Below are 15929 nucleotides of genomic sequence, written 5' to 3' on the forward strand. Positions count from 1 at the left end.
GGGCGTGAACGCCGCACTCCGCTGATCCAATCCAGCCGGTTCTTGGTCAGTCAAGAGAACTCTGGTCACCGATTGGCCTCAATGAGTGCCCAGTTGTGAAGGCAACGTAAACAGACCGGTCACGAACACGGTCGCTTTGTAATTGATTCTTGACGTAGGGCGACGCGCTTGATCGTTCAAAGAGGCGGTAGTCTCCCCGGAGTTGGCGTCGGTCACAGCGGTGTGCGGGGGCCGCTTCGATCAAAAACAGTCACACGCATCGCTGCGCGTATCGTGACAACACCCCACGAAGGAGGCCTGGTGTCCATACGGGGCTTCGCAGACCGTTGGCCCTTCAGGCGCAAGCTCAATCTGCTCGTCGGCGTACCGCTCGCGGTGGTCGCTGTGCTGCTGGCGTATCTCATCTCGGACGAGGTCGGGCAGTCGACGGACGCGAGCGACGCTGCGCGACTGGTGCGGGACAGCGGGCAGGTCGCCAGGCTGGTGAACCTCGTGGAGGCGGAGCACCAGCAGGCCATCCTGCTCTCCGTCCGTTTCGAGGCCACCAACGACGGCGGCACCCCCTCGCAGAGCGCCTACCGGGCGGCCCAGGTGGCCGTGGACAAGCAGGTCGAGAAGGTGCGCGACACCTTCGGAGACCGGCTGCCGGACAGCGAGGCCCAGGCCCTGAAGGAGATCAACGGGCTGGAGACGCTGCGCGACACCGTCGAGCAGAGCTATCTGCCCGCCGACAACATCGACCCGGCCTACACCAGCGCCTCCGACGGTCTGATCGACGGGCTCGACCTCGAACACAACGCGAACCTCGCCACCACCTTCACCGGCAACCTGCTGGACTCCGTGCTGCGGGCCGATGCCGCCCACAGCTCGTTCGAGACCAGCGTGTTCTCCGCGACGACCGGTGACAGCAACGCGCTCATCGAGTACAACAACGCGGTCGGCTCCTACGACCTCTTCACCTACCAGTCCGCCAGGTTCGCCCGGTTCGCCACCGAGGACCAGGCCGACCAGCTCTCCGGCATCGAGCACACCCCGGCGCAGCGGCTGATCGCCGAGGCCTACGCCGAGCTGCAGATCGACCCCAGCGGGCTGCAGGCCGAGACGCCCGGGGCCGTCCGCAAGGCCTTCGCGGACGCCATGAGCGACTACCCCTCCTACCCGCAGCAGGCCGCGGGCCGGCTGAAGATCACCACCTCGCTCATCGACCAGATCGCCACCCGCGCCGACAGCGCGTCCAGCTCCGCCTCCTGGCGCGCCGGGCTGCTGCTGAGCCTCGCGCTGCTCGGCTTCGTGCTGTGGCTCGTCTTCGTGGTCATCGTGCGCCGCTCGGTGGTCCGCCCCGTGCAGGCCCTCACCGGGGCCGCGAAGCAGGTCGCCGAGGTCGCGGGCCGTGAACTCGCCCGCGTCGCCGACGACGACGCCGAGGACGACGGGCCGCCGCTGCTGCGCGACATGCCGGTCACCGCGAAGGACGAGATCGGTGACCTCGCCGAGGCCTTCAACCATGTGCAGACCACGGCCGCCGCGCTGCTGGCCCGCCAGGTGGTCAGCCGGCGCAACGTCGCCGAGATGTTCGGCAACGTCGGCCGCCGCGTCAGCAACCTGACGACCCGTCAACTCGCGCTGATCGACGCGGTGGAGCGCGGCGAGACCGACCCGGCGCTGCTGGAGCGCCTCTACTCCATCGACCACATCGCCGTCCGCCTGCGCCGCAACGCGGACAGCCTGATGCTGCTCGCCGGCATCCGCGAGACCGTGCTGGACGGCGGACCCACCGAACTCACCAACGTCGTACGGGCCGCGCTCGGCCAGATCGAGGGCTTCCAGCGGGTGGGTCTGCGGGCCGACACCGAGGTCATGGTCGAGCCCGACATCATCGGCGACCTCACCCTGATGGTGGCCGAACTCCTGGAGAACGCGGTCTCGTTCTCGCCCGCCGGCAGCCCCGTCGAGGTGGTCGTACGGACCGAGGGCGACGACGCGCTGATCGTGGTCGCCGACCACGGTCTCGGGATGAGCTCCGAGCGCATCGCCGAGGAGAACGCCCGGCTGATCCGCCGCGAGCGCCTCGACCTGGTGCCGACGAAGGTGCTGGGCCTGTTCGTGGTCGGTACGCTCGCCCGCCGCTGGGACATCGACGTCACGCTGGCCCGCACACCGGGCGGCGGTGTGACGGCCGAGATCACCATCCCGGCGACTCTGCTGCTGCGCATGAGCGCGCTGGCCTCCACCGGTTCGGCCAACACCGGATACACGGAGTTGGGGTCGGGAGCAGGAGCAACTGCCGGTACGGGAACGGCCGTTGCGTCGCCCGCCGCCTCGAACCAGGATTACCGTCCGGCGCACCAGGACCAGCGTCCGGCGCCCTCCTGGGCCAGCTCGGACTCCGGGCCGCGCCCGTCGATCACCCTGAGCAGGCCCGAGCCGAGCACACCCGAGCACATGCACGCCGATGACGACGAGCCCACACCGCTCCCCCGCAGGGTCTCCCGCTACGAGACGGCGCCGACAGCCGCCGCGGCGGCCCCGCCCGTCACCCACCACGCCCCGGCGGACGAGTCCGCCACCGCCCCGGACGACGACGCGGGAGGCTCCCGGCCACTGCGTCGGCGGGTCCGGGGTGCCACCCTTCGTACGGGCGCCGACGCCGCCGCCCAGCAAGCCGCCCGGCAGGCCCCCCGGCCCGCCGACGCGGACGCCGTCCGCTCGGCCCTCGAAGAGTTCGAGGCAGCCGTGGAGCAGGCACATCGCGACAGCGACACCCTCACGGGCCTGCGTGCCCCGGACGCGAACCACCCGCACGACCGGAACCACCTCCCGAAAGGAGCGGAGCAGTGAGTACGTCGACAGGTGACACTCCCACGGGGGGCACCACGCCGGCCGATCTGCATGCAGCCGCGGCCGATTTCAACTGGCTGCTCAACCGTTTCGCGACGGAGACCGCGGGTGTCGTCGACGCCATCGCGGTGTCCTCCGACGGCCTGCTGATCGCCGTGGCCGAACTGCGTGAACACGCCCACTCGGAGCGGCTCGGGGCCATCGTCTCCGGCATCACCAGCCTCGCCGCCGGAGCCTCCGGCAACTACGGTCTCGGCGGCCTGAACAAGGTCATCATCGACCTGGAGGGCGGCCACGTCCTCGTCTCCGCGATCGGCAGCGGCGCCGTCCTCGGCGTCGTCACCGACAAGGAGGCCAAGCTCGGCAACATCGCCTACGAGATGACGCTGTTCGCCAACCGTGCCGGTTCCGCGCTCAACCCCCAGCTGGTGCTCCAGCTGAAGAACAGCGTCGGCGCCGCTTCGGCTCGGTGACCGGTCCCCGACCGGTCGAGAGAGGAACAGCCACACATGCCCGACGGCCGCACTCCGAGCGGTGCCGGCGCGGACGGGGCCACACCCCCGGGTCGCGATCCGGTGCGCACGCCTTCCGCCGTACGGCCGTTCCTGGTCACCGCCGGCCGGGTGGCGGGCGCGGATGCGGCCGCCACCGGGCGGCCGATCCCGGTCGAGACCCAGGTAGTGGCCACGGCCGCCGGGCTCGACGTGCTCGACCGGCTCTCCTTCGAGCAGCACGACATCGTCGCCGCCTGCCGGCAGCCGCAGTCCCTCGCGGAGATCGCGGCCCGGCTGCGGCTGCACCTGAACGTGGTGCGGGTCCTCGCCGAGGACCTGCGTGCCGCCGGGCAGTTGACGGTGCACGTGCCCAACTCCGACATCACCCATGACGCAACCGTCCTGCGAAGGGTCATCGATGGCCTCCGCGCCATCCCCAACTCCCGGGGAGTACTCCGTGACACCGACTGAACCGGTCGCCCGCGGTGCGGCTGCGCAGACCGTCGTACGACCGCCGCTGCCGGTGAAGATGGTCGTCGCGGGCGGCTTCGGCGTGGGCAAGACCACCACCGTGGGCGCGATCTCCGAGATCGAGCCGCTCACCACCGAGGCCGCCATCACCGAGGTCGCGGCGGGCGTGGACGACCTGTCCCACACCCCGCGCAAGACCACCACCACGGTCGCGATGGACTTCGGCTGCATCACCATCGACCCCACGCTGAAGCTGTACCTCTTCGGTACGCCCGGGCAGGACCGGTTCGGCTTCATGTGGGACGACATCGTGGAGGGCGCGGTCGGCGGTCTCGTCATCGTCGACACCCGGCGCCTCGACGACTGCTACGCCGCGGTCGACTACTTCGAGCACAAGCAGATCCCGTTCGCGGTCGCCCTCAACGCCTTCGACGGCAAGATCGAGCACTCCCTGGACGAGGTCCGCTGGGCCCTGGACGTCAACGAGCGTGTCCCGGTCCTCGCCTTCGACGCGCGCGAACGCGGCTCGGTGCGGGACGCGTTGCTGGTCGTGCTGGAGTTGGCGCTGGCGCGCACGGAGAACTGAGAGCGGCGGAAAGCGAGTTGGGGGGAGGGCCTGTCGCCCCTCCCCCCAACTGTGCGTTCAGCGGGCTCAGTTGCTCCTACGAACCCCCGGTGACACCGCGAGCCGTGCGATGCCCCAGAAGAGCGCAAGCGTCACGAGGGCCATGCCGGCGACCAGGGTGGCTCCGCCGACGACCTTCTCGTAGTTCCTCTGGTAGAGGCCGTCGATGATGTAGCGGCCGAGGCCGCCGAGGCTGACGTAGGCCGCGATGGTGGCCGTGGAGACGATCTGGATGGCGGCCGAGCGCAGGCCGCTGAGGATCAGCGGGAGGGCGACCGGGAGTTCCACCTGGAACAGGACGTTCGCCTCGTTCATGCCCATGCCGCGGGCCGCGTCGACCGGGGACGGGTCGACGGAGCGCATCGCCTCGTACGTGGTGACCAGGATCGGCGGTACGGCGAGGACGACCAGCGGGATCATCACCGGGACCAGGCCGAAGCCGATCAGCACGAACATCAGCACCAGCAGGCCGAAGCTGGGCAGGGCGCGGGCGGCGGTGGCGATGAGCGACAGGGTGTTGCCGCCGCGTCCGGTGTGGCCGGTCAGCAGGCCGATCGGGAGGCCGATGGCGGCGGCGATGGCGAGCGCGATCAGCGAGTACCGGATGTGCTCGACGAGACGGGTGGGGATGCCGTCGTAGCCGTGCCAGTGGGTGCTGTCGCTGAAGAACAGGTTGATGTAGTGGAGTACGTTCACCGGGCTGCGTCCTCCAGTACGAGTTCGGCCGGTTCCGGCCGGTCCTCGGCGGGGCGGGCCTTGCGGGTGCCGCGCGGCATCCAGGGCGTGAGGAGCAGTCGTACGCCGACCAGGACGGCGTCCACGACGATGGCGAGGACGGCCGTGGTGATCACGGAGAGCCAGATCAGCCGCGGCTGGTGGTAGATCTGGCCGTCGTTGAGCAGGTTGCCGAGGGCTCCCTGGTTGCCGATCAGCATGCCGACGCTGACGAGGGAGATGCTGGACACGGTCGCCACCCGCAGGCCGGCGATGATCGCGGGCACGGCGATCGGCAACTGCACCTGGAGATAGCGGCGTACGGGTCCGAGGCCCATCGCGGTGGCCGCGTCGAGGGTCTCCTGGGGCACCGAGCGGACGCCGTCCACGATCGCCGGGACGAACACCACGAGGCTGTAGACGCCGAGCGGGATCATCACGGTGGTCTCGGTCTGGCCGGTGTAGTCGATGAGGACGACGAAGAACGCCAGCGAGGGAATCGCGTAGAGCACGGTCGTCACCCAGAGCACCGGCGGGTACAACCAGCGCAGCCGCACGCACAGTTGGGCGATGGGCAGCGCCACCACCAGGCCCACGAGGACCGGGATGACGGCCTCGCGCAGGTGCAGGCCGATCAGACCGAGGTAGCTGTTCTGGAGGTCGCTGGGGATGCGGAACCAGTCGTTCATCCGGCGACCTTCGCACCGCTGCGACCTGCCGCGTGGGCGCTGCGGATCGCCTCGCCCACAGCCCCCTGCGAGACAACCCCGACCACGCGCCCGGTCCCGTCCACCCCGACCGCCCACCCGGTCGGCGACAGCACCGCCCCGTCCAGCGCGGCCCGCAGCGAGTCCTTGCCGGCCTCGAACGGGCGGCCGTGGGCGAGGAGTTCGGACGGATCGATCTGCCCCGCGGTGAGTGCGCCGGGCTCGCTCCAGCCCAGCGGCTTGCCGTCCAGGTCGGTGACGAGGAGGTACGGCACGTCGGGGGTGGTGCGTTCGGCGATCTGCTCGGCGGTGGAGTCGACGGCGATGATCGGGGAGGTCTTGAGGTCGAGGCCCGCGGAGGAGAAGAAGGACAGGCGGCGGATGCCCCGGTCGGTGCCGAGGAAGTCCTCGACGAAGGCGTCCGCGGGGTCGGACAACAGCTCGGCGGGCGGCGCGAACTGGGCCAGCTTGCCGCCGGTGCGCAGCACCGCGACCATCGTGCCGAGCTTGATCGCCTCGTCGATGTCGTGGGTGACGAAGACGATCGTCTTGCCCAACTCCTCCTGGAGGCGCAGGAGTTCGTCCTGAAGTCCCTTGCGGACCACCGGGTCGACGGCCGAGAACGGCTCGTCCATCAGCAGCACCGGCGGGTCGGCGGCGAGGGCGCGGGCGACGCCGACGCGCTGCTGCTGGCCGCCGGAGAGCTGGTACGGGTACCGCTTCGCGAGCGAGCCGTCGAGGCCCACCCGCTCCATGAGTTCGGTGGCCCGCGCCCTGGCCTTCTCCTTGCCCCAGCCGAGCATGCGCGGCACGGTCGCGATGTTGTCGACGATCGTGCGGTGCTGGAAGAGCCCGGCGTTCTGGATGACGTAACCCATCGACCGGCGCAGCGTGTTGACCGGCTGCTTGGTGATGTCCGCGCCGTCCAGGGAGATCGTGCCCTCGCTGGGGTCGATCATCCGGTTGATCATGCGCAGGGTGGTCGTCTTGCCGCAGCCGGAGGGGCCGACGAGGACGGTGATCGAGCGGTCCGGTATGTCCAAGGACAGTTGGTCGACCGCCACCGTGCCGTCCGGGTACCGCTTGGTGACTGAATCTATCCGTATCAAAGCGCCGAATACCCTTCGGATGTGGCAGAAACTGCCCGTTCCTGACCGCTGTCTCAGGCCGTTGAGGGGAGAGTCTAGACGGCTTGTGTTGCGGGAACTTGGCGGGCACCTGAGGGGTTTTGGGTGCCGTTTCCTGGGGGTTCGACGCGGATCGACTGTGCCCTTCCTGTGAGTCCGCTGATTCTCATCGACCGTTCAGCGAAGCCACAGCAACGCCCTAGACAGGGCCCGGAAAGTCACCGTCATGAACGAACAGAACGCGGGAGGCGTCCGGCAGCGGTCGGTCGAGATCGTGGTGCCGGTGTACAACGAGGCGCACGTCCTCGCCGGCAGTGTCGGCCGTCTCCACGCATACCTCGAAACGTCCTTCCCGTTCCCGTTCACGATCACCGTGGCGGACAACGCGAGCACCGACGGCACCTGGCAGGTGGCGCTCGGCCTCACCCAGCGGCTGCCGCACGTGCACGCCGTCCACCTCGACGCCAAGGGCCGGGGCCGCGCGCTGAATCAGGTGTGGAGCCGGTCGGAGGCGGACGTGGTCGCGTACATGGACGTCGACCTGTCCACCGGCCTCGAAGGCTTCCTGCCCCTGGTCGCCCCGCTCCTGTCCGGCCACAGCGACGTGGCCATCGGCAGCCGCCTGCACCGGCAGTCGGTGGTCGAGCGCGGTGCCAAGCGCGAGTTCATCTCCCGCTCCTACAACCTCCTCCTCAAGGCAGGCCTCGCGGCCCGCTTCTCGGACGCGCAGTGCGGCTTCAAGGCCGTCCGCACCGAGGTGTTCCGGGCGCTCGCCCCGCACATCGAGGACACCGCCTGGTTCTTCGACACCGAGCTCCTCGTCCTCGCCCAGCGCAACAAGCTCCGTATCCACGAGGTCCCGGTCGACTGGATCGACGACCCCGACAGCCGCGTCGACATCGTCCGTACCGCCCTCGACGACCTCAAGGGCATGCGCCGCATGTTCAAGCAGACGATCACCGGCCGCGCCCGCATCGCCGCCGTACCCCACCGCACCCGCACCACCACCCCTGTCCTGCCCGTCGGGGCGCCCGCCTCTTCCGCGGAACACCTGGAGTACGCGTCATGACGACCCTCGCCCCGCCCCCCGGTCAGGAGAGCGCCCGCCGCTCGCACCGGGCGGCCCCGCCCGCCGACGGCGGCCTCAACTCCCGCGCCAGAAGGCTCTTCACGGGCCCGGAGGACGACCCGCGCTGGGCCCGCCCGGCCCTCTGGGCGATCCTCCTGCTGGCCACCACGCTCTACGCCTGGAACCTGACCTCGATCACCGGCAACACCTTCTACGACGCGGCCGTCTACAGCGGCACCAAGAGCTGGAAGGCGTTCTTCTTCGGCGCGCTGGACTCCGGCAGCTTCATCACGGTCGACAAACCGCCGTTCGCCCTCTGGGTGATGGGCCTCTCCGCCCGCGTATTCGGTTACGGCACCTGGCAGTTGATGCTGCCGATGGTCGCGGCCGGCACCGGCTCGGTCGCCATCCTGTACCGCCAGATCAAGCGGGACTTCGGTACGGTCGCGGGCACGATCTCCGCACTCGTCCTCACCCTCACCCCGATCACGGTCGCCATCACCCGCGACACCAACCCGGACCCGATCCTCGTCCTGCTGATGATGCTCGGCGCCGCGGCCCTCATGAAGGCCGTCCGCAACGGGAAGTTGATGCCACTGGTGTGGTCCGCGGTCGCGATCGGCTTCGCGTTCAACACCAAGATGATGCAGGCGTACGTCGTCCTGCCCGTGTTCTTCCTCGTCTACCTCTGGGCCACGAACGTCTCCCTCGGCAAGCGCGTCCGCAACCTCGCCGTCGCCACCGTCGCGCTGGTCGTCTCCAGCGCCTGGTGGATGGTGATCGTCGACCTGATCCCCGCGTCCTCCCGCCCCTACATCGGCGGCTCCACCGACAACACGGTGTGGGACCTCGTCATCGGCTACAACGGCTTCGGCCGGATCTTCGGCGCCAGCTCCTCGGTCGGCTCGCAGGGCAACGGGGCTTCGTTCGGCGGCAGTTCGGGCCTGTACCGGATGTTCAACGAGATCATGGGCGGCCAGATCTCCTGGCTCATCCCCTTCGCGGCGATCGCCCTCGTCGGCGGTCTGGTGCTGCGCGGCCGCGCTCCCCGCACGGACGCCAGGCGCGCGGCGCTGATGCTCTGGGGCGGCTGGTTCGTCCTCCACTTCCTGACCTTCTCGCTCGCCGAGGGCACGTTCCACCCGTACTACGTCACCGCCATGGCGCCCGGCATCGCTGCCCTGGCCGGTGCGGGCGGGGTGCTGCTGTACCGCGCCTTCCGTGAGGGTTCGGCGGCCAAGTGGGCCTGGGTGCTGCCGGCGGCGATCGCGGCCAGCTCCGTCTGGGCGGTCGTCCTGCTCCAGCGGGTCTCCGGCTCCGGCACGGTGTACACGGTCGCGGAGATCGTGGTCGGTGTGGCGGGCATCGCTTCTGTACTCGGCCTGCTGGTCGGCCGGTTCACCAAGCGTCACCGCCTGATGGGCTTCGCGGCGCTGGCCGCCGTCGTCGCACTCCTCGCCGGACCCGCGGCCTACTCGGTCTCGGCGGCGACCTCCTCGACCAACGGCACCAACCCGACGGCCGGTCCCAGCACCGGTGGCGGCATGGGTGGCGGCGGTGGCGGTATGGGCGGCGCGCCGAGCGGCACCAAGTCCGGTACGAAGCCCAGCGGTTCGGCCCCGTCCGGCACCCGGCCCTCGGGGAGCGGTTCGGCGCCCTCGTCCTCCTCGTCCTCGGCCACTGAGCCCGGCGCCGAGTCGGGTACCAAGTCCGGTACTCAGTCGGCCGGTGGCGGTATGGGCGGCGGCTCCCAGGTGTCGTCCGAGATGATCGCGTACCTCAAGAAGCACCAGGACGGGGCAACTTGGCTGCTGGCGGTCTCCACCGACCAGACGGCGTCCTCGATCATCCTGGAGTCGGGTCAGCCCGTGATCTCGATGGGCGGCTGGTCCGGCAGCGACAACGCGATGACCCTCGCCAAGCTCAAGTCCCTGGTGAAGTCAGGCAAGTTGCACTACATCATCGTCAGCAGCGACGGCGGCCAGGGCACCAACTCCGCGATCACGGCCTGGGTCAAGGCCCACGGCACGGCGGTCAAGTCCTCGGCGTACAGCAGCAGTTCCTCTACGACCTCGACCTCATCGTCATCGTCGTCGACGAGCAGCGGCCTGTACCGCTTGGACGCCTCCGACGTCAGCTGAAGCACTCCCCCGCACCAACCCCCAGCCACATTTCCCGACAGGACGGGCCGCCGGTGACCCCGGCGGCCCGTCCGCTTGTCCGCATCCGCGCGATGGAGGGCGTAGCAACAGGCCCGCGCAGCCTCACATCCGGGATCGCAGCACGTCGACCTCACAGCCCGGTGCGAACGGGTCGAAGCCGTGCTCGGCCAGCCAGCGGACCACCAGCAGGCTTCGCACCGACCACCACCCGCGGATCACGTCGAGATCGACGTCGGTGCCGTAGCCGGCGAGGAGGTCACCGAGGCGCTCCTCGTGTCCGAGTGTGAAGGTGGCGAGGTCGTACAGGGCGTCACCTGGGCCCGCCTCGGACCAGTCGATGACGCCGGTGACCTCGTCGCCGTCGACGAAGACGTGCGCGATCTGCAGGTCGCCGTGTGTGAACGCCGGAGTCCAGGGCCGTAGTGCGGCCTCGGCGACCTGACGGTTGCGCGTGACCAGCTCGGCGGGCAGGACGCCGTTCGTCACGAGCGACTCGCACTCGGCGTCGAGTTCCGCCGTCAACGCGTCGAGGCCCTTTCCCCGGGCGGGCCAGGGCGGCAGGGGCGCGTCGTGCAGCTTCCGGATGGCGGCGCCCGCCGCGGCCCACGCCGCCGGCGATCCGGTCGCCGGCCCGCCGAGGCGGCCAAGTGTCGTCCCCGGGACCGCCGCGATCGCGAGCGCGGGCGGCTTGTGCCACAGGATCTCCGGCGTCGGCACCGGCGCGAGGGCCATCGCCGCGACCTCGGCGTCGACGCGCGCCTGATCGGCGTCCACCTTCAGGAACACGTCGCCGACGCGCAGGGTCGCGCGTTCGGAATGGGCGACGACGACTTCGACCTCATCCATGGGCGATCAGTATCCCGGGGACGGTCGCCGACGTCGCCGGGTTTATCGCGGGCGACTACGCGGCGACCGTCGCGACCGGGAATCCCGGTGTACGGCGGACCCGTCGTCCGGCGTCGACCGCGAACACCTCGCAGCCGGGCCGGGCGGCGGCCCAGTCGACGCCCTCCGGGCCCATCGCGAAGGCCGCGGTGGCCGTGGCGTCCGCCTCGGTCAGTGAGGCGGCCACGACGGAGATGCTGAGCAGGCCGGTCGCGGGCTCGCCGGTGCGTCCGTCGACGATGTGGTCGCCGCGCTCGTAGCGCGCGGAGGTCGCCACCGCCCCGTCGGTCAACTCCAGGACCGTGCACAGCTGGTCGGCGTGTTCGGGATGCCGTACGCCCACCCGCCACGGGCCGCCGGCCACGACCACGTCGCCGCCGGCGTTGAGGATGAAGCGCCGGGCGCCGGCGGCGGTGAGGAGTTCCGCCGCCCGCTGCACCGACCAGCCCTTGACGACCGCGCAGGGGTCGAGGGGCCGGCCGGGCAGGCGGACGTCGAAGGCGCCGCCGGTCGCGACCCGGTACTGCTCGCAGAGGTCGAGCACCTCGGTCAAGTCCGCGCTGAGGTCCCGGAGTCGCAGCTCGCCGCGGTCGTAGCGGCAGACCTCGCTGTCCGGGCGGAACGGGCTGAAGCGGGCGTCGACCTCGCGCAGCCAGGCGAAGAGCGCGTCCGCCGTCTCGTCCCCGATGCCCTCGTCGTCGATCCGCAACGACACCGGGAAGCCCATCACATGCTCAACTCGGCGCATGTCAGGCGCCCTTGGCGTCGATCGCGGACTGGAGCGACTGGACGTAGGCGTCGCTGGTGATCGTGGCGCCGGACACCGTGTCGATCTTCGAACTCTGCGCCTTGAGGGTCTCCTCGATCAGCACCGGGACGGCCGCCGTGGTCTGCGGGTGGTCCGGCTGCTGGAGCATGCTCACGGAGCTGATCTTGTCGCCCTCGAAGGTCACCTGCACCTGCACGGTGCCCTTGGAGGTGTTGATCGCGGTGCCCTGGACGACCTTCTTCGAGGACGTGGAGGGGGCAGCCGAAGACCCGGACGAGGAGGACGACGAAGTAGCCGTAGGAGTCGGTGTCGAGACCGCCTCCGTCGTGGTCGTCGTACTCGTCGTCGTCCCGATGGACGGCTCGTAACGCCACACGGGGATCAGCCCCGCGACGGACAGCACCAGGACAGGTATGACTCGCTTCACGATATGTCTCTCATCCCGCCAGGCTGAAGCGTTCGAAGTGGATCTGCTGCTTGGGCACGCCCATGTCGCCGAGGCTGCGCAGCACCGCGTTCATCATCGGCGGCGGTCCGCAGAGGAAGACGTCGCGGTCGGCGATGTCCGGTACGAGCCGGGCGAGTTCGCGCGGGGCGAGCTTGTCGGGGACGGGCGGGCCGGTGACCAGGTGGAGCTGGGCGCCCTTGGCCCGGGCCAGTTCGGCCAGCTCGTCGTAGAGGACGGCGTCCCGGTCCGAAGCGACGCGGTAGATGACGACCGCGTGGCCCTCCAGGTCCTCCAGCAGGGCGCGGATCGGGGTGACGCCGACGCCGCCCGCGATGAGCAGGGACTCCGGCTTCGTGCGGTGCAGGGTGGTGAAGGCGCCGTAGGGGCCCTCGGCGAAGACGCGGGTGCCGACCTTCAGGTGGCGGAGGGCTGCCGTGCCGGCGCCGGCCGTCTTGGCGGTGAGGCGGAGGCGGGTGCCGTCGGGGGCGGCCGAGAGGGAGAAGGGGTTGGCCTGCCACCAGCGGTCCTTGGTGAGGAACCGCCAGAGGAAGAACTGGCCTGCCTGGGCCGGGAGTTGGTGGAGGTCGCGGCCGGTGATGTAGATCGAGACGACGTTGTCGGACTCGGGGACGACCGCCTCCACCCGGAACTGGTGGCGGAGGTTGCGCCACAGGGGCAGGACCAGCCGGCCCAGGGCGACCGAGCCGAGCGCGACGCCCCACACCGCGTACCAGTACGTCGTGGCGGCGGAGGACGCGGTGAACGTCGTACCGACCGCGACCTGGTGGGTGAAGGCGAGGACCACGGCGACGTAGGTGTAGAGGTGGATGAAGTGCCAGGTCTCGTAGGCGAGCCGGCGTCGCGCGTAGCGGGCGGAGGTCGCGCCGATGACGAGGATCAGGGCGAAGGCGACGAGCGCGCGCAGGATGCCCTCGGTGGTCTCGGCCAGGTCGACGACCTCGCCGACCGGGCCGGTGTCGGTGCCCTGGGCGTAGCCGAAGGCGATGAACACGAGGTGCCCGAGCAGCGTCCAGAGCAGCGCGAAGCCGGTCCAGCGGTGCCAGTTGGTGAGCCGGTCCATGCCGATCCGGCGGTCGAGCCAGGGCAGACGGGCCACCAGCAGCAGCTGGAAGGCCATGACGAGCGCGCCGTAGAGGCCGAGGAGGCGGCCGATGACGATGAGCGCGTTGGAGGCGAATCCGGCCTGGGCGAAGAAGACGGTCACCACGGCGACGTTCGCGGCCAGCACGGCGTACAGGCCCGTGCGGGCCACCACCCTGGGGCGTATCGCCGTGGGGGGCGCAGGGGGTGATTGGACGGTCGTCACGGACGGCAGCTCCTTGATCGGGTCCTGGGAGACGAGCTTGACCTCGGGGGGCTGTCGTTTTCCTGTCGGCCGGCTTTCAAGTGGTTATCGATGCGGGTGTGGCGGTGCCGCGGGTCTGGCGTCGGGAGGCGTGTGGCGCAGTATGAGCGGGTGGACAAAGTACGACTCCTCGTCGTGGACGACGACCCGCCGATCGCCGATCTTGTCGCGACGGTCGCCCGGTACGAGGGCTGGGAGGCCGCGTGCGCGTACTCCGGTGAGGAGGCGCTGACCGTGGCCGCCGAGTTCGCACCGGACATCGTGGTGCTCGACCTGATGCTGCCCGGCCTCGACGGCTTCGGCGTGCTGGACCGGCTGCGGCGCTCCGGGACGATGGTGCCCGTGGTGTTCCTCACGGCGCGCGACGCCGTGGCCGACCGGGTCGCGGGGCTGACGCGGGGCGGTGACGACTACCTGGTCAAGCCGTTCGCGGTGGAGGAGCTGATGGCCCGGCTGCGGACCGTGCTGCGGCGCAGCGCCGGGCCCGGTTTCCCGCGCTCGGTGCTGCGGGTCGCCGACCTGACGATGGACGAGGACACCCGCGAGGTGCGCCGCGGCGACCGCCTCCTCACGCTCACCCCGACCGAGTACGAGGTGCTGCGCTATCTGATGCGCAAGTCGCCGACCGTGCTCACCAAGGCGCAGATCCTCGACCATGTGTGGGAGTACGGCTTCGGCGGCCGCTCGAACGTGGTGGAACTGGTGGTCAGCCGCCTGCGCCGCAAGCTGGACGAGGGGCACGATCCGCTGATCCACACCGTGCGCGGCTTCGGCTATGTGATCCGGCAGGCCGCCGAATGATCCGACGGCTGCGCCACAACTGGCGCCGGGTACGCCTGGGCACCCGCCTCGCCCTGGGCGTCGGCGTGCTGTCGCTGATCGTGTTCGCGGTCGTCGGCACGGCCCTGACGATGTACATGCGGGACTACCTGGAACGCCAGGTCAGCGACCAGATGAAGCTCGTCCAGGTCGTCCAGTCCAAGGACGCCCAGGCCCACGGCATCGTCCAGCGCAAGCCGTACTACGGCTGGTACACGGCGGTCTACGACGTCTCGGGCACGACCCCGAAACTGCGCGAGCCCTCCGACGTACCGGATGACACCCGCGCGCTCACCGCCCTCGCCAAGACGATGGCGCACTCCACCAAGGAGATCACCCGCACGGTGACGATCGACGGCGAGGGCACCTACCGGCTGCGGGCCTGCGAGGTCGAGCCCGGTGTGGTCCTGGTGAGCGCGGCCCCGCTGGCGGACGTGCAGGGCACGGTACGGCAGCTGGTCACGGTGCAGGTGGTGGCGTTCGCGCTGGCGCTGCTGGTGCTGGTGGTCATAGGGCGGAACCTGCTGCGGCGCGGGCTGCGGCCCCTGAGCGACATGGCGACCACGGCCCACGGCATCACCTCGCACGACCTCACCGACTCGGCGGCCCGGCTGCCGCTGCGTGCCGAGCGGGGCGACGGCGGGCCCGAGGTGGAGGAGCTGCGCACCGCTTTCAACACGATGCTGGAGCACATCGACGACTCCCTCGCGGTGCGCGCGGAGGCGGAGCAGCGGCTGCGCCGGTTCGTCGCGGACGCCTCGCACGAGCTGCGGACCCCGCTGATGTCGGTGCGCGGCTACGCGGACCTGTTCCAGTACGCGGCCGCGAACGTCCCCGAGGAGCGCGACAAGCACCTGGCCCGGCTGCGCGCCGAGGCCGCCCGCATGGGCGTCCTCCTCGACGACCTCCTCCTGCTGGCCCGCCTCGACGCGGCGGACGTGGAGACCCCGATACGGCTGCAGGACGCGGACCTGGTGGAGCTGGTGGGGCAGGCGGCGGACGCCTTCCGCGCCGGACACCGGGACCATCCGCTGACGGTGTCGGTGCCCGAGTCCCCGGTCCGGCTGCGCGTCGACCCGGTCCGCGTCCGGCAGGTGCTGGACAACCTCCTCACCAACGCGGCCGTGCACACCCCGGCCGGGACACAGGTGTCGGTGTCCCTGTCGGTCGCCGCCGGCATGGCATCCGTACAGATCGCCGACGCCGGCCCCGGCATCCCGGAGGACGACCGGGCCCGGGTCTTCGACCGCTTCTACCGGGTCGACAAGGCCCGCACCCGGGACCGGGGCGGCAGCGGGCTGGGCCTCGCGGTGGCCCGCTCGCTGGCGAAGGCGCACGGCGGCACCGTGGAGCTGACGTCCGAGCCCGGCGCGACGGTCTTCACGGTGACGATCCCGCTGCGGGCGGCCTCGTCCCCTTTGTCGCCCTAGGCCGG

The 15929-nt window shown here is 70.5% G+C and carries 15 protein-coding genes; 8 read left to right on the forward strand and 7 right to left on the reverse strand.

Annotation, left to right across the window (positions count from 1 at the left end):
* Positions 1-300: 300 nt before the first annotated feature.
* Genes ACGFY9_RS14925 through ACGFY9_RS14940 form a run of 4 tightly spaced genes read left to right on the forward strand, consistent with a single transcriptional unit; the run spans position 301 to position 4389 of the window.
* Positions 301-2838 carry an ATP-binding protein gene (locus ACGFY9_RS14925; protein ID WP_393754149.1) on the forward strand — a complete coding sequence of 846 codons (2538 nt, stop codon included), beginning with the start codon at positions 301-303 and terminating at the stop codon, positions 2836-2838.
* Entirely contained in the window at positions 2835-3311 is a 477-nt protein-coding gene (locus ACGFY9_RS14930; RefSeq protein ID WP_393754150.1) for a roadblock/LC7 domain-containing protein, read from the forward strand. The genes ACGFY9_RS14925 and ACGFY9_RS14930 overlap by 4 nt, the downstream gene beginning before the upstream one ends.
* Positions 3312-3347: 36 nt before the next feature.
* A complete protein-coding gene (locus ACGFY9_RS14935; RefSeq protein ID WP_393754152.1) occupies positions 3348-3803 on the forward strand; it encodes a DUF742 domain-containing protein in 456 nt (151 codons plus the stop codon).
* Entirely contained in the window at positions 3790-4389 is a 600-nt protein-coding gene (locus tag ACGFY9_RS14940) for an ATP/GTP-binding protein (protein WP_033281460.1), read from the forward strand. The genes ACGFY9_RS14935 and ACGFY9_RS14940 overlap by 14 nt, the downstream gene beginning before the upstream one ends.
* 66 nt (positions 4390-4455) lie before the next feature.
* Here the strand turns inward: ACGFY9_RS14940 and ACGFY9_RS14945 are convergent, their stop codons facing one another.
* Genes ACGFY9_RS14945 through ACGFY9_RS14955 form a run of 3 tightly spaced genes read right to left on the reverse strand, consistent with a single transcriptional unit; the run spans position 4456 to position 6958 of the window.
* Positions 4456-5124 (reverse strand): ABC transporter permease, encoded by a 669-nt coding sequence (locus ACGFY9_RS14945; protein WP_393754154.1) that lies wholly within the window; start codon positions 5122-5124, stop codon positions 4456-4458.
* Entirely contained in the window at positions 5121-5831 is a 711-nt protein-coding gene (locus tag ACGFY9_RS14950) for an ABC transporter permease (RefSeq protein ID WP_019062812.1), read from the reverse strand. The genes ACGFY9_RS14945 and ACGFY9_RS14950 overlap by 4 nt, the downstream gene beginning before the upstream one ends.
* Complete coding sequence (locus tag ACGFY9_RS14955) at positions 5828-6958, reverse strand: ABC transporter ATP-binding protein (RefSeq protein ID WP_393754156.1); 1131 nt, start codon at positions 6956-6958, stop codon at positions 5828-5830. Before ACGFY9_RS14955 ends, ACGFY9_RS14950 begins: the two co-directional genes overlap by 4 nt.
* Positions 6959-7202: 244 nt before the next feature.
* Between ACGFY9_RS14955 and ACGFY9_RS14960 the strand changes: the two genes are divergently transcribed.
* Both ACGFY9_RS14960 and ACGFY9_RS14965 read left to right on the forward strand, forming a co-directional pair.
* Positions 7203-8045, forward strand: a complete 843-nt coding sequence (locus tag ACGFY9_RS14960; protein ID WP_393754157.1) for a dolichyl-phosphate beta-glucosyltransferase — start codon at positions 7203-7205, stop codon at positions 8043-8045.
* On the forward strand, positions 8042-10186 hold the full coding sequence (locus ACGFY9_RS14965) for an ArnT family glycosyltransferase (RefSeq protein ID WP_393754159.1): 2145 nt from the start codon (positions 8042-8044) through the stop codon (positions 10184-10186). Before ACGFY9_RS14960 ends, ACGFY9_RS14965 begins: the two co-directional genes overlap by 4 nt.
* A 123-nt stretch (positions 10187-10309) precedes the next feature.
* Here ACGFY9_RS14965 and ACGFY9_RS14970 read toward each other — a convergent pair whose 3' ends face one another.
* The 4 genes from ACGFY9_RS14970 to ACGFY9_RS14985 are packed head-to-tail and all read right to left on the reverse strand — an operon-like array spanning position 10310 to position 13636.
* Entirely contained in the window at positions 10310-11053 is a 744-nt protein-coding gene (locus tag ACGFY9_RS14970) for a phosphotransferase family protein (RefSeq protein ID WP_393754161.1), read from the reverse strand.
* A gap of 55 nt (positions 11054-11108) precedes the next feature.
* Positions 11109-11840 (reverse strand): FAD:protein FMN transferase, encoded by a 732-nt coding sequence (locus ACGFY9_RS14975; RefSeq protein ID WP_393754163.1) that lies wholly within the window; start codon positions 11838-11840, stop codon positions 11109-11111.
* Position 11841: 1 nt separating this feature from the next.
* Entirely contained in the window at positions 11842-12288 is a 447-nt protein-coding gene (locus ACGFY9_RS14980) for an FMN-binding protein (protein WP_393754165.1), read from the reverse strand.
* A 10-nt stretch (positions 12289-12298) separates the two neighbouring features.
* On the reverse strand, positions 12299-13636 hold the full coding sequence (locus ACGFY9_RS14985; protein ID WP_393754167.1) for a ferric reductase-like transmembrane domain-containing protein: 1338 nt from the start codon (positions 13634-13636) through the stop codon (positions 12299-12301).
* Positions 13637-13786: 150 nt separating this feature from the next.
* Here ACGFY9_RS14985 and ACGFY9_RS14990 point away from each other — a divergent pair, with 150 nt between their 5' ends.
* Both ACGFY9_RS14990 and ACGFY9_RS14995 read left to right on the forward strand, forming a co-directional pair.
* Entirely contained in the window at positions 13787-14476 is a 690-nt protein-coding gene (locus ACGFY9_RS14990) for a response regulator transcription factor (RefSeq protein ID WP_393754494.1), read from the forward strand.
* Positions 14473-15924, forward strand: coding sequence for a sensor histidine kinase (locus tag ACGFY9_RS14995; protein ID WP_393754169.1), 1452 nt, complete (start codon positions 14473-14475; stop codon positions 15922-15924). The genes ACGFY9_RS14990 and ACGFY9_RS14995 overlap by 4 nt, the downstream gene beginning before the upstream one ends.
* Positions 15925-15929 lie beyond the last annotated feature (5 nt).

It is taken from the genome of Streptomyces sp. NPDC048504 (assembly GCF_043200035.1).
GTDB lineage: Bacteria > Actinomycetota > Actinomycetes > Streptomycetales > Streptomycetaceae > Streptomyces.

Bases quoted from the DNA above. Each gene is read 5' to 3' on its own strand.
- ACGFY9_RS14960 (WP_393754157.1), top strand. From the start codon at position 7,203: ATGAACGAACAGAACGCGGGAGGCGTCCGGCAGCGGTCGGTCGAGATC.
- ACGFY9_RS14995 (WP_393754169.1), top strand. From the start codon at position 14,473: ATGATCCGACGGCTGCGCCACAACTGGCGCCGGGTACGCCTGGGCACC.
- ACGFY9_RS14950 (WP_019062812.1), bottom strand. From the start codon at position 5,831: ATGAACGACTGGTTCCGCATCCCCAGCGACCTCCAGAACAGCTACCTC.
- ACGFY9_RS14935 (WP_393754152.1), top strand. From the start codon at position 3,348: ATGCCCGACGGCCGCACTCCGAGCGGTGCCGGCGCGGACGGGGCCACA.
- ACGFY9_RS14970 (WP_393754161.1), bottom strand. From the start codon at position 11,053: ATGGATGAGGTCGAAGTCGTCGTCGCCCATTCCGAACGCGCGACCCTG.
- ACGFY9_RS14965 (WP_393754159.1), top strand. From the start codon at position 8,042: ATGACGACCCTCGCCCCGCCCCCCGGTCAGGAGAGCGCCCGCCGCTCG.
- ACGFY9_RS14975 (WP_393754163.1), bottom strand. From the start codon at position 11,840: ATGCGCCGAGTTGAGCATGTGATGGGCTTCCCGGTGTCGTTGCGGATC.